This is a genomic window from Kocuria sp. NBRC 114282 (assembly GCF_030268385.1).
Taxonomy (GTDB): domain Bacteria; phylum Actinomycetota; class Actinomycetes; order Actinomycetales; family Micrococcaceae; genus Kocuria; species Kocuria palustris.
The window spans coordinates 537093-557904 of sequence record NZ_BSQO01000002.1; the positions used below are offsets into that span (position 1 = coordinate 537093).

General features: G+C 70.9%; 21 protein-coding genes. 15 read left to right on the top strand and 6 right to left on the bottom strand.

The window, feature by feature from the left end; translation table 11 throughout:
• The first annotated feature begins 181 nt into the window (after window positions 1-181).
• From rpsP to QSJ40_RS06160, 14 genes are all read left to right on the top strand, one after another.
• Window positions 182-619 (top strand): 30S ribosomal protein S16, encoded by a 438-nt coding sequence (gene rpsP / locus QSJ40_RS06095; RefSeq protein ID WP_006215083.1) that lies wholly within the window; start codon window positions 182-184, stop codon window positions 617-619.
• A 2-nt stretch (window positions 620-621) separates the two neighbouring features.
• Complete coding sequence (locus QSJ40_RS06100; RefSeq protein ID WP_040561204.1) at window positions 622-864, top strand: RNA-binding protein; 243 nt, start codon at window positions 622-624, stop codon at window positions 862-864.
• A 155-nt stretch (window positions 865-1019) separates the two neighbouring features.
• A complete protein-coding gene (gene rimM, locus QSJ40_RS06105) occupies window positions 1020-1691 on the top strand; it encodes a ribosome maturation factor RimM (protein WP_006215085.1) in 672 nt (223 codons plus the stop codon).
• Window positions 1688-2470 (top strand): tRNA (guanosine(37)-N1)-methyltransferase TrmD, encoded by a 783-nt coding sequence (trmD, locus tag QSJ40_RS06110; protein WP_006215086.1) that lies wholly within the window; start codon window positions 1688-1690, stop codon window positions 2468-2470. Before rimM ends, trmD begins: the two co-directional genes overlap by 4 nt.
• Window positions 2471-2720: 250 nt before the next feature.
• The gene (gene rplS / locus QSJ40_RS06115) at window positions 2721-3062 is read left to right on the top strand and encodes a 50S ribosomal protein L19 (RefSeq protein WP_006215087.1); all 342 of its coding nucleotides are present in this window, start codon (window positions 2721-2723) and stop codon (window positions 3060-3062) included.
• Window positions 3063-3122: 60 nt separating this feature from the next.
• Window positions 3123-3821, top strand: coding sequence for a signal peptidase I (lepB, locus tag QSJ40_RS06120; protein WP_006215088.1), 699 nt, complete (start codon window positions 3123-3125; stop codon window positions 3819-3821).
• Between the two features lie 60 nt (window positions 3822-3881).
• Window positions 3882-4583: a signal peptidase I gene (lepB, locus tag QSJ40_RS06125; protein WP_006215089.1), complete on the top strand. Its 702-nt coding sequence runs from the start codon at window positions 3882-3884 to the stop codon at window positions 4581-4583.
• The gene (lepB, locus tag QSJ40_RS06130; RefSeq protein ID WP_006215090.1) at window positions 4583-5452 is read left to right on the top strand and encodes a signal peptidase I; all 870 of its coding nucleotides are present in this window, start codon (window positions 4583-4585) and stop codon (window positions 5450-5452) included. Before lepB (QSJ40_RS06125) ends, lepB (QSJ40_RS06130) begins: the two co-directional genes overlap by 1 nt.
• The gene (gene rnhB, locus QSJ40_RS06135; RefSeq protein ID WP_051990481.1) at window positions 5449-6129 is read left to right on the top strand and encodes a ribonuclease HII; all 681 of its coding nucleotides are present in this window, start codon (window positions 5449-5451) and stop codon (window positions 6127-6129) included. The genes lepB (QSJ40_RS06130) and rnhB overlap by 4 nt, the downstream gene beginning before the upstream one ends.
• A 90-nt stretch (window positions 6130-6219) precedes the next feature.
• The gene (locus QSJ40_RS06140; protein ID WP_006215092.1) at window positions 6220-6615 is read left to right on the top strand and encodes a YraN family protein; all 396 of its coding nucleotides are present in this window, start codon (window positions 6220-6222) and stop codon (window positions 6613-6615) included.
• A 287-nt stretch (window positions 6616-6902) separates the two neighbouring features.
• Window positions 6903-8447, top strand: coding sequence for a YifB family Mg chelatase-like AAA ATPase (locus QSJ40_RS06145; RefSeq protein ID WP_006215093.1), 1545 nt, complete (start codon window positions 6903-6905; stop codon window positions 8445-8447).
• 34 nt (window positions 8448-8481) lie between these two features.
• Entirely contained in the window at window positions 8482-9678 is a 1197-nt protein-coding gene (gene dprA, locus QSJ40_RS06150; protein ID WP_006215094.1) for a DNA-processing protein DprA, read from the top strand.
• A gap of 30 nt (window positions 9679-9708) precedes the next feature.
• Window positions 9709-10686: a tyrosine recombinase XerC gene (locus QSJ40_RS06155; RefSeq protein ID WP_006215095.1), complete on the top strand. Its 978-nt coding sequence runs from the start codon at window positions 9709-9711 to the stop codon at window positions 10684-10686.
• A gap of 313 nt (window positions 10687-10999) precedes the next feature.
• Entirely contained in the window at window positions 11000-11503 is a 504-nt protein-coding gene (locus QSJ40_RS06160; RefSeq protein ID WP_006215096.1) for a DUF3145 domain-containing protein, read from the top strand.
• 310 nt (window positions 11504-11813) lie between these two features.
• On the opposite strand, the gene QSJ40_RS06165 is transcribed toward QSJ40_RS06160, so the two are convergent.
• The 6 genes from QSJ40_RS06165 to aceE all read right to left on the bottom strand — a co-directional run bounded on the left by QSJ40_RS06165 (window position 11814) and on the right by aceE (window position 19999).
• A complete protein-coding gene (locus QSJ40_RS06165; RefSeq protein WP_006215097.1) occupies window positions 11814-13073 on the bottom strand; it encodes a beta-ketoacyl-[acyl-carrier-protein] synthase family protein in 1260 nt (419 codons plus the stop codon).
• A 124-nt stretch (window positions 13074-13197) separates the two neighbouring features.
• Window positions 13198-13443 (bottom strand): acyl carrier protein, encoded by a 246-nt coding sequence (locus QSJ40_RS06170; RefSeq protein WP_006215098.1) that lies wholly within the window; start codon window positions 13441-13443, stop codon window positions 13198-13200.
• Window positions 13444-13704: 261 nt separating this feature from the next.
• Complete coding sequence (locus QSJ40_RS06175; protein WP_006215099.1) at window positions 13705-14772, bottom strand: beta-ketoacyl-ACP synthase III; 1068 nt, start codon at window positions 14770-14772, stop codon at window positions 13705-13707.
• Between the two features lie 48 nt (window positions 14773-14820).
• Window positions 14821-15732 (bottom strand): ACP S-malonyltransferase, encoded by a 912-nt coding sequence (locus tag QSJ40_RS06180; protein ID WP_040561154.1) that lies wholly within the window; start codon window positions 15730-15732, stop codon window positions 14821-14823.
• 78 nt (window positions 15733-15810) lie between these two features.
• On the bottom strand, window positions 15811-17190 hold the full coding sequence (locus QSJ40_RS06185; RefSeq protein WP_006215101.1) for a PucR family transcriptional regulator: 1380 nt from the start codon (window positions 17188-17190) through the stop codon (window positions 15811-15813).
• A 73-nt stretch (window positions 17191-17263) separates the two neighbouring features.
• The gene (gene aceE, locus QSJ40_RS06190) at window positions 17264-19999 is read right to left on the bottom strand and encodes a pyruvate dehydrogenase (acetyl-transferring), homodimeric type (RefSeq protein ID WP_081609537.1); all 2736 of its coding nucleotides are present in this window, start codon (window positions 19997-19999) and stop codon (window positions 17264-17266) included.
• A 383-nt stretch (window positions 20000-20382) separates the two neighbouring features.
• On the opposite strand from aceE, the gene QSJ40_RS06195 reads away from it, so the two are divergent.
• Window positions 20383-20799 carry a DUF3052 domain-containing protein gene (locus QSJ40_RS06195; RefSeq protein ID WP_006215104.1) on the top strand — a complete coding sequence of 139 codons (417 nt, stop codon included), beginning with the start codon at window positions 20383-20385 and terminating at the stop codon, window positions 20797-20799.
• The last annotated feature ends 13 nt before the right edge of the window (window positions 20800-20812 follow it).

Here is a 20812-nt window from a genome sequence, read left to right on the forward strand (position 1 = left end):
CGGGGACCGGGGCGTCATCGCCTGCAGCCTTGACAGATCTGGCACAATAGCCGGGTACCCGAAACGAGCGGACCCTCTCTCCGCCCGGATTCGCGTCCACAGGGTGCACCTCAAGATCGGCCCGCCCCACGGGAGCGTGACCGGTGCACCCGTACCTGAATACCAAGGAGAGATTGCACAAGTGGCAGTCAAGATTCGTCTGAAGCGCATGGGCAAGATCCGCGATCCCCGCTACCGCGTGGTCGTCGTGGATTCCCGCAAGAAGCGCGATGGTCGCGTGATCGAGGAGGTCGGCATCTACCAGCCGACCGAGAACCCCTCGCTCATCCGCATCACCTCTGAGCGCGTGCAGTACTGGCTCGGCGTCGGCGCTCAGCCGTCGGAGACCGTCCTGGCCCTGCTCAAGGTGACCGGCGACTGGCAGAAGTTCAAGGGCCTGCCGGGCGCCGAGGGCACCCTGCAGCAGCCGGAGTCCAAGGCCGCCTTCGTGGCCGAGGACAAGGGCTCCGTGATCATCCCCGAGGCGATCACCCCCAAGGCCGAGAAGACCGAGGACTCCGCCGAGTCCGAGGATGCTCCGGCTGAGACCGCCGAGGCTGAGGCCGAGAAGGCCGAGTGATCATGCTCGCCGACGCGTTGGAGCACCTGGTCCGCGGCATCGTGGACAACCCCGAGGACGTCGACGTCACCGCCAAGAACGGTCGACGCGGCGAGTCCCTCGAGGTGCGCGTGCATCCGGATGACCTCGGTCGCGTGATCGGGCGCCACGGCCGCACGGCGGCTTCGCTGCGCACCGTGATCAGCGCCCTGTCCGAGTCCGAGGGCGTGCGGGTCGACGTGGTCGACACCGACCGCCGACGCTGAGGCGAGAGGGTCCGCACGGATCCGGCACGAGCGATCGTGCACCGAACACGGCCCCCGTGTCCCGCAAGGGCGCGGGGGCCGTCGTCATCCCGCCCCCTCCTCAGCGAGGGGCCACGAACCATCAGCACGGGCATCCCGTGCGCAAGGAGCACTGCGTGAAGGTCCAGGTCGCCCGCATCGGCAAGCCGCACGGCATCCGCGGCGAAGTCACCGTCCAGCTGTTCACCGACGATCCCCAGGGGCGCTGCGCGCCCGGCGCCGTCCTGCAGCTCGAGGCCGCCACCGACCGGGCGGCCCGACTCGCGCCGACCGGGACCCTCGAGATCTCCTCGGCCCGGTGGAACAAGTCGGTCATGGTGCTCGGCTTCACCTCCGTGAAGGACCGCAATGCCGCGGAGCTGCTGCGCGAGTCCCGCCTGTGGGCCGAGTCCGAGGACGACGACCAGGACGACGACGCCTGGTACGAGCACGAGCTGCTCGGACTGGACGTCGTGCTGGCCGCCGAGCTGGAGCGCGCCGAGGCCGAGGGGCGCGAGCCCGCCGCGGTCGGCAGAGTCACCGGGCTGCGGACTCTGCCGGCCCAGGACCTGCTCGAGCTCGAGCTGGCGGACGGGCAGGAGGGCCTGGTGCCGTTCGTCGAGCAGATCGTGCTCGAGGTCGACCCCGACGCGGCGCGCGTGGTCATCGACCCGCCGCCCGGTCTGCTGGATCTGGAGGCATCGCAGGGCACCGAGGGCGAGGCCGCCGAACGCGCTGCCGAGACCGGCGAGCCGGCCGATCTCAGCGGTGTCGAGCTTCCCGGGCACACCCAGGACCAGCGCCCGTGAAGCTCGACGTCATCAGCATCTTCCCGGAGTACCTGGCCGCGCTCGACCTGTCGCTGATCGGCAAGGCCCGGCGCGACGGCCTCCTGGACCTGACGGTCACCGACCTGCGGGAGGTCACCACCGACCGGCACCGCACCGTCGATGACACGCCCTACGGCGGCGGGGCGGGCATGGTCATGCAGCCCGAGCCGTGGGCGCGCGCGCTCGAGGGCGTCCTGGAGTCATCGGACGCGGGCCAGGTCGAGCGGCCGCGTCCCGTGCTGGTCGTGCCGTCTCCGGCGGGGGAGGTCTTCCGACAGTCGACCGCCTACGAGCTGGCCGGACGCGAGCACCTGGTCTTCGCGTGCGGACGCTACGAGGGGATCGACGAGCGCGTGCTCGACTGGGCGCACGAGCGCTTCGAGGTCCGGCCGATGTCCCTGGGCGACTACGTCCTGAACGGGGGAGAGGTCGCCGTGCTGGCCATGGTCGAGGCCATCGCCCGCCTGGTGCCCGGGGTGATCGGCAACCCGGAGTCCCTCGTGGAGGAGTCGCACTCGGACGGGCTGCTCGAGTACCCCGTCTACACCAAGCCAGCCCTGTGGCGGGATCGGCCCATCCCCGAGGTCCTGCTCTCGGGCCATCACGCCAAGATCTCGCGCTGGCGACGGGACGAGCAGCTGCGGCGCACGGCCGCTCGGCGTCCTGACCTTCTCGAGCAGCTGGATCCGGAGACCCTCGACAAGCACGACCTCGCGGTGCTCCAGGAGCTGGGCTGGGAGCCGGGGGCCGCGCAGTGAATCCCCGGGCCGCGCAGTGTGAGTTCGGCGGCCCGCTGTGGCATAATGGTCGCTCGCGTGTGCGCTGGGCACGCCCCTGCCGCAGGGGGAAGAGCGACCTCAACAGCGCACGCACCGCCTGATCCCTCCATGGAGATCGGCGGCAAGCACACGACTCGCGGCACGCGAAGCCCACGGGATGCCCGTCAGGGCCAGCGCTGTGCCGAAGACCTCACGCGGGCGACCTGCGGTGTCCGCCAGGAGAAGCATTATGAACATCCTTGATGATCTCGATGCCAAGTCGCTGCGCAGCGACATCCCCGAGTTCTGGCCGGGCGACACCCTGAACGTGCACGTCAACATCATCGAGGGCAATCGCTCTCGTGTGCAGGTGTTCAAGGGCTTCGTCGTGGGCCGTCAGGGCCAGGGCGTCCGCGAGACCTTCACGGTCCGCAAGGTCTCCTTCGGCGTCGGCGTGGAGCGCACCTTCCCGGTGCACTCGCCGGTGATCGACAAGATCGAGGTCCTGACCCGCGGCGACGTCCGCCGGGCCAAGCTGTACTACATGCGCGATCGCCACGGCAAGGCTGCTCGCATCCGCGAGAAGCGTTGATCACCCTCCCCATGGCATGCCGCGCCCCTCGGGGCGGGGCCGTCGCGGGGAGCCGATCGATTGGCTGAGCGCAGCACGCACGAGGACCCGGCTCCGGCCGGGTCCTCGTCGTCTCAGGGTCCCTCCGATCCGCAGCGGACGTCCCTGCTCGAGCGCTGGAGCCGCGGCTGGCGGCTGGTGCTCGTGGCGGTGATCGCCGCGCTCGTCGTGCTGATCGGCGTGCGCACGTGGGTGCTCGACATCTACTACGTCGGCTCGCAGTCCATGCAGCCCACGATCGAGCCGGGGGACCGGATCCTCTCCGATCAGATGGTCGATGCCTCGCAGCTGCAGCGCGGGGACCTCGTGATCTTCGACGGACGCGGGTCGTTCGCCCCCGTCGACGCTGACCCGCCCCTGGTGGAGGCGGGTCAGCGGCTGGCCAGCTGGGCGGGGATCCGACCGACGGACGACATCTTCGTCAAGCGAGTGATCGGGGTGCCCGGCGACACCGTGGCCTGCTGCGCTGCCGACGGCCGCCTCACGGTCAACGGGGAGCCGCTCGAGGAGCCCTACCTGTTCCCGGGCGATGCCCCCAGCGAGACCGAGTTCGAGGTCGTCGTGCCGGACGGACGCCTGTGGCTGCTGGGCGATCACCGATCGGTCTCCGTGGATTCCCGGTCACTGCTCGGCGCACCGGGCGGAGGCCTGGTCCGGGCGGATAGAGTGCTCGGGACACCGGTGGCCGTCGTCTGGCCCCCCGGTCGGGACCTCCCCTGATCCATCGACCGACGCGCGGCGAACCGCGCTGCGGCCCCTGTCCGGAAGGAAGCACTGCCTGTGAGCGATCAGCCCGCGTCGAGCACCCCCGAGAAGGCGCAGAAGAGCGGCTCGTCGGGCGGCATGCTCAAGGAGATCCTGGTCACGATCCTGGTGGTCCTGATCATCTCCTTCCTGCTCAAGACGTTCCTGTTCCGGCTCTTCTACATCCCCTCCGGGTCCATGGAGAACACGCTGCAGCTGCAGGACAAGATCGGCGTGAACGTCGCCGAGCCGTGGGCGGGACCGCTCGAGCGCGGGGACATCGCCGTCTTCGAGGACACCCAGGGCTGGCTGCCGGCCGCCGAGACCTCCTCGAACCCTGTGCGCCAGGGCCTCGAGTTCGTGGGGCTGGCGCCCGATCGCTCCAAGCAGTATCTGATCAAGCGCGTCATCGGCACCGAGGGCGACACCGTCACCTGCTGCTCCGCAGACGGCAGGATCACGGTCAACGGGCAGGAGCTGGACGAGCCCTACCTGTACGAGGGCGACGAGCCCTCGGAGATCCCGTTCGAGGTCACCGTCCCGGAGGACAGCTACTTCGTGCTCGGCGACCATCGCTCGGCCTCCGCCGATTCCCGGTACCACATCGAGCAGGGCACCGAGTTCGTCAGCCACGACGACGTGGTGGGCTCGGCCTTCTCGATCCTGTGGCCTATCGATCGGTGGACCTGGCTGTCGAACCCCTCCGACACCTTCGCCGACGTCCCCGACCCGTCCTGATGACCGGCTCGCCGTCGTCGCATTCATCGCCTCCCGAGCAGGAGAAGGCGGAGGTCTCGGCGCCCGCCCAGTGGGAGGGCCTGAGGGACGCTCCTGCGGTGCGCTCGGACGGCGTGCCCATGCGCCGCAGGCGCACCGGTCGCCGCGTGCGAGGCGCGGATGCGTCGCAGCCCGAGCGCAGCCGCGGCATGCAGTCGGCCCGCGATGTCGCGACTGTGGTGATGGCCGGCCTGCTGATGACGTTCGTGTCCCAGCACGTGCTGGTCAGCGGATATCTGGTCACCGATGAGGCCATGGAGCCGACGCTGCGGCCAGGGGACCGGGTGTTCGCCAACGTGCTGGATCTGACGGTCTCCGGTGCTGATCGCGGTGAGGTCATCGTGTTCCGGCGCCTCGACGGCGACCCGGCGAGCCCCGTGGACCGACGCGAGGCCAATCCCGTGCAGCAGACCCTGTCCTTCTTCGGGCTGTCCCCAGATCGCTCGCTGGACCACGACGTCAAGCGGGTGGTCGGGGTCGGCGGCGACCGGGTCTCCTGCTGCGACGCCCAGGGGCGGATCATGGTCAACGAGGTTCCGATCGACGAGGCCGAGGCCTACCTGCACCCCGGTGAGATCGCCTCCGACATCGAGTTCGACGTCATCGTCCCGGATGATCAGTACTTCGTGCTGGGCGACTACCGCTCCGTCTCGCACGACTCCCGCGATGTGCTCAACACCGATCAGGCTTTCGTGAGCCACGACCGGGTCGAGGGAACCGCGTTCGTCGTCGGCTGGCCGCTGGATCGCATGGGGCCGCTGCCGGACGGCACCTGGGTCTACGACGAGTCCCGGGCCGCAGCCCTCGGCCCCCAGCCGCCGTGGCGGTGAGCGCGGCCCCCACACTCGAGCTCGAGCGCTCCTTGCTCGAGGCTCTTCCCGCCGGCGCACGGATCGCGGGCATGGACGAGGTGGGTCGCGGGGCGCTGGCCGGTCCGGTGGCCGTCGGCGTGGCGGTCGTCTCCGCTTCGACGCCCGGGGCGCCGAGCGCCGTGCGCGACTCCAAGCTGCTGCGCCCGGCCGTGCGCCAGGAGCTGGTGCCGCAGATCCGCTCGTGGGCCGTCGGCTCGGCGGTGGGCATGGCCTCGCCGTCGGAGATCGACGCGCTGGGGATCGTCGGGGCTCTTCGCCTGGCCGGACGACGGGCGCTGGAGGACCTGGACCCGACGGCGCAGCCGGACCTCGTGCTGCTCGACGGCTCCCATGACTGGCTCAGCCCGCCGAGCGACCTGCTGGCGCTGGCCGCAGACTCGGATGCGGCCCCTGCATGGGACGGTCCGGTGCGCACACAGGTCAAGGGCGATATGACCTGCGCCTCGATCGCCGGTGCCTCCGTGCTGGCCAAGGTGGAGCGGGACGCCCTGATGCAGGCTCTGGATGCCGAGCACCCGGCCTACGGATGGGCGCGCAACAAGGGCTACGGCGCCGCCGCGCACCGAGCGGCCCTGCTCGAGCGCGGGGTCACCGAGCACCACCGGCGCAGCTGGAAGCTCGGTCTTCCGAGCTGAACCTCGTCCACAGCCGCAGGGCGGCTCTGGTCCGCCCGTGCGGGTGTCGTCATCCTGGGCCCCAAGGGACGACGACGGACGGGGGAGCTCATGCCGAAGGAGGGCAGCGGATCGAGGCTGCAGCTGGGGGAGCAGGGGGAGCGGCTGGCCGAGGCCTTCCTGGTGCGTCGCGGGGCCCAGGTGCTGGAGCGCAACTGGCGTGCCCGGCCGACGCACCACGGCGTGCGCGGGGAGCTGGACCTGATCGTGCAGTGTGAGGCCGTGCTCGTGGGCGTGGAGGTCAAGACGCGGCGCGGCACCTACTATGGCCATCCGTTCGAGGCGGTCGATGAGATCAGGCTGCGGCGGCTGCACCTTCTGCTTGCGGCCTGGGCGGGCGAGCGGGGCTGGACGGCCGCTCGGCGAGTGGATGTGATCGCCGTGCTGCTGCTCGGCGGCCCGGAACACGAGCGGGTCCGGCTGGAGCACCGCGCGGGGCTGCACTGAGCCGCGGCACCCGGGCGCGACCAGCATCTGCGGAGCCCGAGCTGCCGGCGACGAGCCGGGGAGGATCCTCGCCGCCGCGGCCGGGCACCGGATGCCGGCGACCGGAGGGCGGAGACCCGGCCGGATGCCGGGAGGTGGAACCGCGCGGGCGTCGCGGCTCCACAGGCTGATGCTTCTGCCGCCTCCGGGACGAGCCCTCCTGCATCGGCTCGGTCGAGATCCGACGAGCCGGTCAGTGACCCACCCTGAGGCCACCCGGGAGGTCCGGGGCATCGGAGGGGGTCAGCATGAGCGGTCCGGGCTACGCGCGCAGCCTGTCGGTGGCACTGATCGGGCTGGAGGGCACGGTCGTGGAGGTCGAGGCGGACATCGGCTCGCAGATCCCGGCGTTCACCATCCTGGGACTGCCGGATGCCTCGGTCCAGGAATCCCGCGACCGCGTGCGCTCGGCCGCCCGGAATGCCGGGATCCCCCTGAGCCCGCGGCGCATCACCGTGAACCTCTCCCCTGCCACGCTGCCCAAGCGCGGCAGCGGCTTCGACCTGGCGATCGCCATGGCCGCGCTGCAGGCCGACGGACAGCTCGCAGCCCCGCCCGGTGTGGTCTACCTGGCGGAGGTCTCCCTGGACGGAGCGCTGCGACCCGTGCGCGGGGTGCTTCCCGCCGTGCTGGCAGCGGTGCGCGCCGGCTATGACCGGATCGTCGTCGCCACGGCCAACGCGGAGGAGGCCGCGCTCGTGACCGGGGCCCAGGTGCGCGCCTATGACTGCCTGGCCGATGCCGCCGCCGAGTTCGGCGCGGATCCGCGGCCGCTTCGCAGGCCAGCCAGCCAGGCCGACACCTCGGTCGGCGTCGCAGACGAGGAGGAGGCACCGCTTCCCGACCTGTGCGATGTGGCCGGTCAGGCGGAAGCACGCATGGCACTGGAGATCGCAGCGGCCGGATCCCTGCACCTGCTGCTGACCGGACCGCCGGGGGCGGGCAAGTCCATGCTGGCCTCCCGTCTGCCGAGCATCCTGCCGGAGCTGGACGATGAGGCGGCCACCGAGGTGACCGCCGTGCGGTCGCTGGAGACGCTGGTGGGGCCCAGGCGGCGGCTGATCCGCCGCCCGCCGTTCGAGGCTCCGCACCACTCGACCTCGGCCGCAGCACTGCTGGGCGGAGGCTCCGGCATTCCCCGGCCCGGGGCGGTGTCCCGGGCGCATCGCGGGGTGCTGTTCCTGGACGAGGCGCCCGAGTTCGACCGCGGCGTGCTCGACGCCCTGCGCCAGCCCCTGGAGACCGGTGACGTGCGGATCGACCGCTCGAGCGCCAGCGCCACCTATCCCGCGCGCTTCCAGCTCGTCCTGGCGGCCAACCCGTGTCCGTGCGGACGCTCGAGCGGCAAGGGCGAGGACTGCCGGTGCACGCCGGCCCAGCGCCGGGCGTACTTCGGGAAGCTGTCGGGTCCGCTGCTGGACCGGGTGGATCTGCGGCTGCAGGTTCCGGCGCTCAGCTATGCCGAGCTCACGGCCGGGCAGACGGGGGAGTCCAGCGCAGACGTGGCGCGCCGAGTGGCCGCAGCTCGTGCCGTCCAGGCCGAGCGGCTGCGACCTCACGGGCTGCGCACCAATGCGGAGCTCACGTCCTCCCTGCTCAGCGGGCCCCTGCGCAGCGCCGCGTCCGTGATGGCGGGTCTCGAGCGGGAGATGGAGCGCGGTGCGCTGACCGCCCGCGGCATGCACCGGGTGCTGCGCGTGGCCTGGACGCTGGCCGACCTGGAGGCTCGCGACGGCCCCACCGCCGACGACGTCGACACCGCCCTGCACTTCCGCGCCAGCTCCCTGGCGTGAACCGCCCCTCCATGCACCGGATCAGGAGATCGCCATGACCCTCGAGGACCAGCAGCTCATCCGCCGAGCGCGGGCGGGCCTGTCCCGCGTGATCGAGCCGCGGGATGCGATCGGCCATGTGCTGATCAAGGCCCTGGGACCCGTCGTCTCCTGGGAGATCGTGTCCAGCGGACGCCGCCTGAGCGCCGAGGAGAGCCTCGCCCTGACTCAGGCGATGCAGCGCGTCCCGGAAGCGGTGGGCGGGAGCATGGCCACGGCAGCGCAGCGCTGGAAGGCACGGGCCTCGGTCGTGGACACGGATGCCGATCGGCGCGCCCTGGAGGACGTCGGCGGGTGGCTGTGCGTTCCCGAGGACGATGACTGGCCGGCGCAGCTCGACCAGCTCGGCCTGCAGTCGCCGGTGGCTCTGTGGGGCCGAGGGCGACGCACCGCGCTGGGCCGATGGCCGGGCGATGCTGTGGCCATCGTCGGCTCCCGCGACGTCACCAGCTACGGGCGCAGCATCACCTTCGATCTGGCGGGGGCCCTGGCCGCGCGCGGTCGCACGATCGTGTCCGGCGGAGCCTATGGGGTGGATGAGGCGGCGCACCGAGCTGCTCTGGCCACAGGGGTCGGTCCCGTCCCCACGGTCGCCGTGATGGCCGGCGGCGTCGACCGGCTGTACCCGCGCGGGAACCAGGAGCTGCTCGAGCGGGTGTGCGCGGAGGGCACGGTGGTCTCCGAGTCGCCACCGGGGACCATGCCGGCGCGCTACCGGTTCCTGGACCGCAATAGGCTGATCGCGGCGCTGTCGGCGGCGACCGTGCTGACGGAGTCGCGATGGCGCTCCGGGGCGCAGAACACCGCGCATCACGCGGACCAGCTCTCCAAACCGGTCGGTGCCGTGCCCGGAAGCATCCACTCGGCCGCCTCGGCCGGGTGCCATCGCCTCATCCGAGAGGGCGCGGCGGTCCTGGTCAGCGACGTCGAGGAGGTCCTGTCCCTGCTGGAACCCCTGGGAGCAGTCGCCGAGTCCGCACCGGCCGAGCAGCTGCAGATCTTCGACGGGCTCAGCCAGCAGGACCGCATGCTCGCCGATGCCCTGCCCGTGCGCAGCGGTGCGAGCATCGACGCCCTGGTCTCCGCCACCGGGCTGCCGGTGCGCCTCCTGCTCGGTGCCCTGCGCCGCCTCGAGCGCGACGGCCTGGCCCTGGAGCGCGACGGCCTGTGGCGCAGGCCGAGGATCCGATAGGCCGGCCTGCACCGTCATAGGATCGGAGGCATGTCCCACGCCGGTCCGCCCCCCGACGCACCGCACGACTCAGCGGCTGACGACTCCACCGAGGCCGAGTCCCGGCTGCTCGCGCAGTTCGGCGAGCACCTGCGCCTCGAGCGCTCGCGCAGCGAGGCCACCATCACGGCGTACACGGCCGATCTCGAGCTCCTGCTGGCGTGGGCCCGTCGTCGGGAAGCTGCGGTGGAGCAGATCGACCTGAGCGTGCTGCGCGGCTGGCTGGCCGAGCTGCATGCGCGCGGGGCCTCGGCGTCGACGCTGGCTCGTCGCACCTCCGCCCTGCGCACCTTCTTCGGGTGGACCACCGCGACCGGGCGCACGCCTTCAGATCCGACCCTGCGCCTGAAGGCGCCTCGGCGCGGCTCCCACCTGCCCGAGGTCGTGGGCGCCAGCGACCTGCAGGCGATCCTCGACGATCTCGCCGCCCGAGCCCAGGACGCGAAGTCCTCGGAGCGGGACCGGGCGCTGGCCTCCCGCGACCTGGTGATCGTCGAGCTGCTGTGGGCCACCGGCGTCCGCGTCGCGGAACTGTCCGGCCTGGATGTCGATGACCTGGATCGGCAGCGCCGGACCCTGCGAGTGACCGGCAAGGGCGACAAGCAGCGCGTCGTCCCGTACGGCGCGCCGGCCGATGCCGCGCTCGAGCGATGGCTGAGCCGGCGCGCTGAGCTGAGCTCCCCGGCCAGCGGCCCGGCTCTGCTGCTCGGCTCCCGAGGAGGTCGTCTGGGCACCCGGCAGATCCGCGAGGTCGTCGATCGGGAGCTCGCGGCCCGCCCGGACGTTGCCGCCCGGGGCCCCCACGCGCTGCGGCACTCAGCGGCCACCCACCTGCTCGACGGCGGCGCCGACCTGCGCAGCGTCCAGGAGCTGCTCGGCCACGAGTCCGTGTCGACCACCCAGATCTACACGCACGTCTCGGTCGACCGGCTGGGGGCCGCCTTCCAGCAGGCGCATCCCCGGGCCTGAGCCCCTCGCGGAGCTGAAGCGCGGTATCATCGACGTCCTTATGACGTCGGAGTCCGTCGTACACTTCGCCGCCGAGTTGACGGCAGAGTCATCGATCGAGAAGGATGAGACTGCTCCTCTGTCTGATGACCTCGAATCCATCAGCTCGGTGGGGCGCCGCAGGACAGAAAATTTCATCGCGGGACGATCCCGGAGGCCTCGAATCCTCTCCGATCGGACCGCATCGGCAGACGCGGGCTGAAGGGTCCTTGTCGCTTCTGGAACTCGTGAAGGTCGTTGGGGAAGACGCACCTACACGTCGGAGGGACACGTCATGTCGACCACGATCACGCGGGGAGTGCTTCACATCCACTCCGCCCCGCAGGCGCTGTGCCCTCATATCCAGTGGGCGCTCGAGGCGCTCGCGCGGGGTCGCACCGCACTGGACTGGACCGCCCAGGAGGCGGAGCCCGGTACTCTGCGCGCCGAGCTCACCTGGGCCGGACCGGCCGGGACCGGCGCGCTGATGGCCTCTGCCCTGCGAACGCTTGGGAAGATCCGCTTCGAGATCACCGAGGAGCCCTCGCCCGGAGGCGACGGATCCCGCTGGTCCTTCACCCCTGACCTGGGCGTCTTCCACGCCACCACCGACGCCGCCGGCAACGTGGTGGTCTGCGAGGACCGCATCCGCTACGCCTTCGAGAACTCCCACGGCAACCCCGCCCTGGTGGTCAACGAGCTCTCGCTGGCTCTGGGCGAGGCCTGGGACGAGGAGCTCGAGCCGTTCCGCCTCGCCGCCGAGGGCGCCCCCGTCCGCTGGCTCCACCGGGTCTCCTGAAAGTCCCGGGCCTCGCGGGCCTGTTCTGCGGGACCTGACGCCTGGCCGCTGATCCCTCACCCGAAACGAGCAGCCCCTCCGCCTCCCCACTATCGAGCTGGGCCTGCGTGTGAGGACCCGAATCGAGGGGCGTCGGAATGTGCGTTCGGGGCGTCGGACGCACACTGCCGCACCACTCGAATGAGTGAGCACCGCTGAATCGCGCTGCAAGGTCACTCGACGACTGCGGCCCGGAACGACTGCGGCCCCGCACCTCGAGGTGCGGGGCCGTCGATGCTTTCCGGGCATCGTCCCGGCAGCAGAAGCCGACTCAGACGGAGCGGAAGGCCACCACGGCGTTGTGACCGCCGAAGCCGAACGAGTTGGACAGGGCCGCCGCGTCGCCGGAGCGCAGCTCACGCGTCTCGGTCACGACGTCGAGATCGATCGCGGGATCCTGGTTGTCCAGGTTGATGGTCCGCGGCGCGGTGCGCTCGGTGAGCGCCTTGATCGTGAGGATCGCCTCCACGGCGCCGGAGCCGCCGAGCATGTGCCCGGTCATGGACTTGGTCGCCGAGACGGGGATGCCGTCGATCGCATCGCCCAGCGCCGCCCGCATGGCGGTGGCCTCCGGGAGGTCGCCCTTGGGGGTGGAGGTCGCGTGCGCGTTGACGTGGATGACGTCCTCGGGGGCGATATCCCCCTCGCGCAGCGCCTCTCGCACAGCGCGGGCCGCACCGGCTCCGGTGTCGTCGGGGGCCGTGATGTGGTGGGCGTCGGCGCTCAGGCCAGCGCCTGCGAGCTCGCAGTAGATGCGGGCGCCGCGGGCCTTGGCGAACTCCTCGGACTCGATGACCACCGCACCGGCGCCCTCGGCCATGACGAAGCCGTCGCGGTCGATGTCGTACGGACGGGAGGCGCGCTCGGGCTCGTCGTTGCGGGTGGACAGCGCCTGCATGGCGCCGAAAGCCGCGAAGTTCACGGGGTGGTTGGCAGACTCGGCGCCGCCGACGACGACGACGTCGGCCTTGCCGGTCTGGATGAGCATGAGCCCCTGGTAGAAGGACTCGGTGCCGGAGGCGCAGGCGGAGACGCTGGTGATGGCGGCTGCGCGGGCCTTCAGAGCCATGCCGATCGTGGCGGAGTTGCCGTTGGGCATGAGCATGGGGACGGTCATGGGCATGACGCGTCGGACACCGCGCTCGCGCATGGTGTCCCAGGCATCGAGCAGGGTCCAGGCGCCGCCGATGCCCGTGCCGAACACGACGGCCAGGCGCTCGGGATCGACCTCATCGGAGAGCTCGGCGTCGGCGCCGGAGAAGCCGGCGTCGGCCCAGGCCTCGCGGGCGGAGATCAGGGACAGCTGCCCCGACGGATCCAGGCGCTTGGCCTCCACGCGGGAGAGCACCTCGGAGGCGGGGGTCGAGACGGAGGCGGCGATGCGCGAGCTCGTGGGGTAGAGCTCGAGCCACTCGGCGTCGATCGCGGAGACACCGGAGACTCCGGCCAGGGCGTTGCGCCACAGCTCGGGGACGGTGCCGCCGATGGGCGTGGTGGCTCCGAGTCCGGTGACTACTGCTTTACGGGTCATGTGCGCTGCTGCTTCCTGATCTCAGGGGTGGAGGGGCCGGGAGTCCGCGGCCGGCGCGCCGCCTGCGTCGTGCCGTGGCACGACGGGGCGGCGGCGCGCTCGGCCTGCGGTTCCGGTGGGCCGATCAGCCCTGGGCGTTGTCGATGAAGTCGACGGCGTCCTGAACGGTCTTGAGGTTCTTGACCTCCTCGTCCGGGATGGTCACCTCGAACTTCTCCTCGCAGTTCACGACGATGGTCATCATCGAGATGGAGTCGATGTCCAGGTCCTCGGTGAAGTTCTTGTCGAGCTGGACGGCCTCGGTCTCCAGGCCGGTCTCCTCGTTCACGATCTCGGCCAGACCTGCCAGGATCTCTTCCTTGCTCGCCATGCTGTCTTCCTTTCGTCTGGCCCTCGAGAGGGCCGTTCCCAATCGCGTCGGTCGGCGGTCGCCGACCGGTGATCTCCGGCTCGCGGTGCGAACCCGGCGATCTACGTTGTCACTGCGGTCTCAACTCTACGGGCGGGCTGGCCGCTGAGCGTGGAGCCCGATCCTCGAACGACTGCCTCATCGGGAGGAGGTCGTCGGCCGCTTGCGGATCGGAAGGCGGGGGAGCCGCTGGCTGCAGGCACGAGGCCTGCGGCGGACGGCTCAGGGCAGGATCACCACCTGGGCGGCGAACACGAGTCCGGCGCCGAATCCGACCTGCAGGGCGGGCTTGCCGGACAGCTCCGGGTGCTCCTTGAGCAGGCGGTGGGCGGCCAGCGGCACGGAGGCCGCCGACGTGTTGCCGGCATCGGCGATGTCGCGGGCGATGACGACCGACTCGGGCAGCTTCAGCACCTTGGCCATCTGGTCGATGATCCGCATGTTGGCCTGGTGCGGGATGAAGGCGCCCAGATCCTCGGGTCCGATCCCGGCAGCTTCGAGCGCCTGCGTGACCCGCTTGGCGACCTCGAAGGAGGCCCAGCGGAACACGGTCTGCCCGTCCTGGCGCAGGGTCGGCGACAGCGGGGCGTCGGCCGGCATCTCGCCGGTCTCCTTGTCCGCCAGATCGGCGCGGAAGGGCCGCGGCTGCCCCTGATCGATCAGGCGCAGATCCGTCAGCGGGTGCGTCATGCGGATGGCCTCGGCCTTGGAGCCGTCCGAGCCCCACACGGTGGGGGCGATCCCGGGCGTCTGCGAGGGGCCCACGACGGCCGCGCCGGCGCCGTCGCCGAGCAGGAAGCTGATCGAGCGCTCGCCGTTGTCGATGACGTCGGAGAGCTTCTCCACGCCCACGACCAGCACGTGCTCGGACATGCCCGAGCGGATCAGGGCGTCGGCCTGGGCGATGCCGTAGCAGTATCCGGCGCAGGCCGCCGAGACGTCGAACGCCGCAGCGGGCGTGGCGCCCAGCTGATCGGCCAGCACGGCGGCCATGGACGGGGTCTGGTACGGATACGAGACCGAGGCGACGAGCACCGCGGAGAGCTGCGAGCCCTGGATCCCGGCCGCCTCGAGCGCCTCGCGCGAGGCCTCCAGGGCCATGTCCAGAGCGCTGGTGGACTCATCGGCGCGGTGGCGGGTGACGATGCCGGTGCGCTGTCGGATCCACTCGTCCGAGGACTCGATCCACTGGCAGATGTCGTCGTTCGTGACGGTGACATCCGGTCGGGAGGCGCCCAGGCCCAGGATGCGGGAATGGGCGGTCGGGGTGTACTGGTTCAGCGTCACCATGCGGGCGTCTCCTGGAAGTAGTGGATGGACCGATGCGCGGCCGCAGGCTCAGGACAGCGCACTGCGCGCGTCCTCGAGGGCCTCGGCCGAGGTCACGGCCACGGCCGGCACGCCGCGCATGGCGCGCTTGGCCAGTCCGACGAGCGTACCCGCGGGCGGCAGCTCGATGAGCTGGGTGACCTCGCGGCGCTTCATCTCCTCCATGCACAGGTCCCAGCGCACGGGGCGGCAGACCTGCTCGATGAGGGACTCCAGGTTCGCCTGCCCGGAGGCGACGGCCCGGCCGTCGCGGTTGGAGAGCAGGACCGAGGCGGGGTCCTGCGGAGACAGCGACCCGGCGAGCTCGCGCAGCGGCTCCAGGGCAGGAGCCATGTAGTCGGTGTGGAAGGCGCCGGCGACCTTCAGCGGGACCACGCGCGAGCGCTCCGGCGGGTTCGCGGCGAAGGCCTCGAGGGCCTCGAGCGAGCCGGCGGCGACGATCTGCCCGGAGCCGTTGGCATTGGCCGGGGTCAGTCCGGCGGCCTCGATGGCCTCGCGGATGACGTCCTCCTGCGGGGAGAGGACCGCGGACATGCCGGTGGGCGTGGCGGCAGCGGCCTGGGCCATGGCGGTGGCTCGGGTGCGCACGAAGCTCATGGCGTCGTCCTCGCTCAGCGCGCCGGCCAGGGCGGAGGCGGTGATCTCGCCGACAGAGTGGCCGGCGAACAGGAGGTCGTCGCGGCCGTCGAGCTCACTGCGCAGCAGGCGCGCGGCCACCAGCCCGGCCGCCACGATCAGCGGCTGGGCGACCGCAGTGTCCTTGATGGTCTCGGCATCGGCCTCAGTCCCATAGTGGATGAGGTCGAGGTCGGCACCGCGGGAGAGCCGCTCGAGGTGCTCCCGCACGCCGGGCAGCGGCAGCCACTCGGCGAGCATTCCTGGCTTCTGGGCGCCCTGTCCTGGGCAGAGGATCGCAATCACCCGTGAATTCCACCAGATCGCGGAACGCGCAGCGACCTGCGGCTCGCACGAAGGCCCCGTCGGAGCTTTGTCGACTCCCTACAAGGCCTGCGACGGCGCCTCGCCCGGGCTCCGGCGCGCCGGTCGGGACGGTTGTGCGGGGCCTCCAGCTGCGCCGGGGCCGCTGCGCGCGGCGGAGCTGGAGGCGAGCCGGCCGGCCACCAGCGCGCAGTGCAGCACGAACGCGTCGCGGGGCACGAGCGGATCCCAGCCGGTGAGGTCAGTGATCCGCCGCAGGCGGTAGCGCACGGTGTTGGCGTGGACGTAGAGCTCGCGCGAGGTGGCCTCGAGGGAGTGGCCCACGGAGATGTAGGTCGACAGGGTCTCCTCGAGCCCGGTGGTCGAGGCCGCCAGCGGCGCGTGGATCTGCTCCACGATCGCCGCGCGGGCCAGCAGGTCCCCGGTCATCAGGCGCTCTGGCCACAGCTCCTCGGAGTGCACCGGGCGCGGGGCGGCGGGCCAGGCATGGGCTGCCTCGAGCCCGGCGGAAGCCGGCTCGGAGGAGGCGACCACCGAGAACAGCGAGTCGGCCTCCGGCCCGTAGACGACCGGGCCGGGGCCGAACAGGGCGGCGAGCCGGGCCAGGGCGCGGTCGGTGCGCTGCATGTCCGCGAGCATCAGCAGGAGGCGATCGCCCTGGATCGACACGAGCGCATCCGAGGCGTGCCGGGTGGCCACGCGTCGGATGCGGGCCACCACGGCCGGGCTGGTCTGCTCGGGGCTGCTGCCGACCACAGCCGTGACCGGGCCCTTGGAGCCCCAGCCCAGGGCGGCCACGCGGGAGCGCAGGGTCTCGCTGCGCTCGCCGCTGAGCAGGCCGTCAACGACGACGGACTCCATGCGGGCATCCCAGGAGCCGCGGTTCTCGGCGGCACGGGCGTAGATGTCGGCGGCGGCGAAGGCGATGTCGCGGGAGAAGCGCAGGACGCCGTCGCGCAGGACGGCGGCGTCGCTTCCCGTGGCCAGCTCGGGGACCCGGTCCTCGACGACGTCGACCACCACGCGCAGCACCTGCAGGGCCTGGTGCAGGGAGATCGCGGTGGTGAGATCCGTGGGCGCTTCGCGGAACATCGTGAGGAGGAACTTCTCGTCCTCCGGATCCTCGCACCAGGTCACGAAGCCGGCGATGCCGCGCTGGGCCATCAGCCCGAGCTCGGAGCGGTCCTTGGGCTGCAGCTCGGCGAACCAGGGCAGGTCCTCGCCCAGCCGGTCGATCGCCACATCCGACAGCGGCGCCACGTTGGCGCGGACCCGGTCGAGGGTCTTGCGTCCCGGCATGGGCTCAGCGCGCCACGCGCTGCGTCGGGACGAGCGCGCAGACCTGCCGCCGGTCGACTTGGCGCCGCGGATCCACCGGCTCCCGCCGAGCAGCGCGCCGCCGGAGCGGGAATCGGAGTCCGTCGAGGTGTCCTTCGCCATGACGGCCAGGATACGACAGGAGGCCCGGGGCGAGCGCCCCGGGCCTCCTGCCGACTGCCGTCGCCTGAGCTGATCAGGCGTCGCCGCCCGCGTTGCCGGAGGTTCCGGCGTTCGGGTTGAGCAGGTCGTACTTCTCGATCGCCTTCTGCGGGGCGTCCGAGTCGACCTCGCCCTGCTTGGCCAGCATCTGCAGAGCGCGCACCACCATCGAGTGCGAATCGATGTGGAACCAGCGACGGGCACCGGCACGCGTGTCCGCGAAGCCGAAGTCGTCCGCGCCCAGCGTGGCGAAATCGTTCGGGACGTACTGGCGGATCATGTCCGGGACCTCGGAGGCGTAGTCCGTCGAGGCGATGATCGGGCCCTCGGCACCGGCCAGCGCCTGGGTGACGTACGGCGTGCGCACGCCCTCCGACGGGTTCAGGAACGCGTCCTTCTCCGCGGCCATGGCATCGCGGCGCAGCTCGGTCCAGGAGGTCACCGACCAGACGTCGGCGGACACGCCCCAGTCTTCGGCCAGCAGCTTCTGGGCCTCGAGCGCCCAGGGCACGGCCACGCCGGAGGCCAGCAGCTGGGCGCGGGGGCCCTCCTGCTCGGAGGCCTTCAGGTGGTAGATGCCCTTGAGGATGCCCTCGACATCGACGTCCTCCGGCTCGGCCGGCTGCTGGATCGGCTCGTTGTACACCGTGAGGTAGTACATGACGTCGTGATCCTCATCGGCGGTGCCGTACATCTGCTCGATGCCGCGCTTGACGATGTGGGCGATCTCGTAGCCGTAGGCCGGGTCGTAGGTGATCACGGCCGGGTTGGTGTTCGCCAGGATCGGGGAGTGGCCGTCCGCGTGCTGGGTGCCCTCACCGGTCAGCGTGGTGCGCCCGGCGGTCGCACCGATGATGAATCCGCGCGCCCGCTGGTCGGCGGCCGCCCAGAAGACGTCGCCGGAGCGCTGGAAGCCGAACATCGAGTAGAAGAGGTAGAACGGGATCATCGCCTCGCCGTGAGTGGCGTAGGAGGTGCCCGCGTTCAGGAACTGCGACGTGGCGCCGTCCTCGTTGATGCCCGGGTGCAGGATCACGCCCTGTGCGGACTCCTTGTAGGACAGCATCAGCTCGCGGTCCACCGGCATGTAGTTCTGCCCGTTGGGGTTGTAGATCTTGGCCGTGGGGAAGAACGAGTCCATGCCGAACGTACGGGCCTCATCCGGGACGATCGGCACGATGCGGTGCCCGAAGTCCTTCTCGCGCATGAGGTCCTTGAGCGTGCGGACCAGCGCCATGGTGGTGGCGGCCAGCTGCTTGCCGGAGCCCTTCTTGGCCGAGGCGTAGGCCTTGTCCGAGGGAAGGGTGATCTCCTTCTGCTCGTGGCGGCGCTCGGGCAGGAACCCGCCGAGCTCCTTGCGGCGCTCCAGCATGTACTGGATCTCGGGGGAGTCCATGCCCGGGTGGTAGTACGGGGCGTCGTACGGGTCCTCGAGCTGCTCGTCCTCGATGGGGATGCGCAGGTGATCGCGGAAGGCCTTGAGGTCCTCCACGGTCAGCTTCTTCATCTGGTGCGTGGCGTTGCGGGCCTCGAAGTGCGGGCCCAGGCCGTAGCCCTTGACGCCCTGCGCCAGGATGACGGTCGGCTGGCCCTTGAACTCCATGGCGGCCTTGTAGGCGGCATGGATCTTGAAGTAGTCGTGCGCGCCGCGCTTGAGGTTCCAGAGGTCGTCGTCGGACAGGTCCGCGACGAGCTCCTTGGTCTCCGGGGTCTGGCCGAAGAAGTGGTCGCGGATGAACGCGCCCGACTCGCCCTTGTAGGTCTGGTAGTCGCCGTCCAGGGTCTGGTTCATGATCTGGACGAGCTTGCCGGACTTGTCCTTCTTCAGCAGCTCGTCCCACTCGCGGCCCCAGATGACCTTGATGACGTGCCAGCCGGCACCGCGGAAGAACGCCTCGAGCTCCTGGATGATCTTGCCGTTGCCGCGCACCGGGCCGTCCAGGCGCTGCAGGTTGCAGTTCACCACGAAGGTCAGGTTGTCGAGCTTGTCGTTGGCGGCGGCCTGCAGCACGCCGCGCGACTCGGGCTCGTCCATCTCGCCGTCGCCCAGGAAGGCCCAGACGTGCTGTTCGGAGGTGTCCTTGATGCCGCGGTTCTCGAGGTACCGGTTGAACTGGGCCTGGTAGATCGCGTCCATGGGGCCGTTGCCCATGGAGACGGTCGGGAACTGCCAGTAGTCCGGCATCATGCGCGGGTGCGGGTAGGAGGACAGCGCATGGCCCTCCTTGGTCTTCTCCTGGCGGAAGCCGTCCAGGTCCTCCTCGCTGAGACGGCCCTCGAGGTAGGAGCGGGCGTAGTTGCCGGGGGAGGAGTGGCCCTGCCAGAAGATCTGGTCGCCGCCGCCGGGATGATCCGGGCCGCGGAAGAAGTGGTTCTGGCCGACCTCGTAGAGCGTGGCCACGCCGGCGAAGGACGAGATGTGCCCGCCCACGCCGATCTCCGGCTTCTGGGCGCGCTGGACCATCATCGCGGCGTTCCAGCGCATGTAGGCGCGGTAGCGGCGCTCGATCTCCTCGTCGCCGGGGTAGTCCGGCTCCTGGTCGACGGGCACCGTGTTGATGTAGTCGGTGGTGGTGACCATGGGGACGCCGACGCCCTGGGCGCCCGCATCCTGCAGGAGGGCGCGCATGATGTACTGCGCGCGCTCGGTGCCCTGGGTCTTCACGAGGTCCCTCAGGGACTCGACCCACTCCTCCGTCTCCTCCGTGTTGGAGTCGGTCAGCTGGCTGGTGAGCCCGCTCAGGATGTGATTGTTGCTCTCGGATGCCACGATCAACCTCTCTTCGTCGAGTGCGGCGGCGGTCCTGGCGGCAGCTGCGCCGGATGTTGGGGCGCGCCCCGCCGGAAGTCCTCAGACCATCATCCAACATTCTGCCGTCTCGTGCGTCCACGCCTTGACCTCCTGTCATGGGACTTGCCATGCGTCTCTGGTCACAGTCGGGCCGGGTGGGCTCGCAGCCGTCGTCACGGGTTCGCTGGCAGCGCCAATGACGGGCTCTGGTTGCCAGTCGCCTTGCACGCAGCGGCCAACAGGTGTTGTGTTGCGTCGAGGGCCGGACCGCGTCCTGCGATCCGGCAGCACAAACGGCCGCGACTGAGCGGCATGTCTTTCGGTGCACCTCCCGGTGGGAGGGCCCGGTGAAGGAGAGTGACGTGGGCGAGGCCAAGGCCGCCGCAGACGACGCGATGAGCGAGCTCAAGCTGCCTGAGGACGCCATCGTGCAGGAGTTCGGCTACGACGACGACGTCGACTTCGATCTGCGGGATCGCATCGAGGACCTGATCGGGTCGCAGATGCTCGACGAGGACGATCAGGATGTCGTGGATGCCGTGCTGCTGTGGTGGCGCGACGGAGACGGCGACCTCATCGACGCGCTGGTCGACGCTCAGACGCAGCTCGACACCGGCGGAGCCGTCTGGCTCCTCACGCCCAAGCCCGGTCGCGACGGCCATGTCAGCCCCGCGGACGTCGAGTCCTCGAGCTCCACGGCCGGACTGCACACCACCTCGCGTGCAGGCGTGAGCGAGGACTGGACCGCGCTGCGCTTGGCGCCCAAGCGCAATCACTGACGAGCAGGCGGCC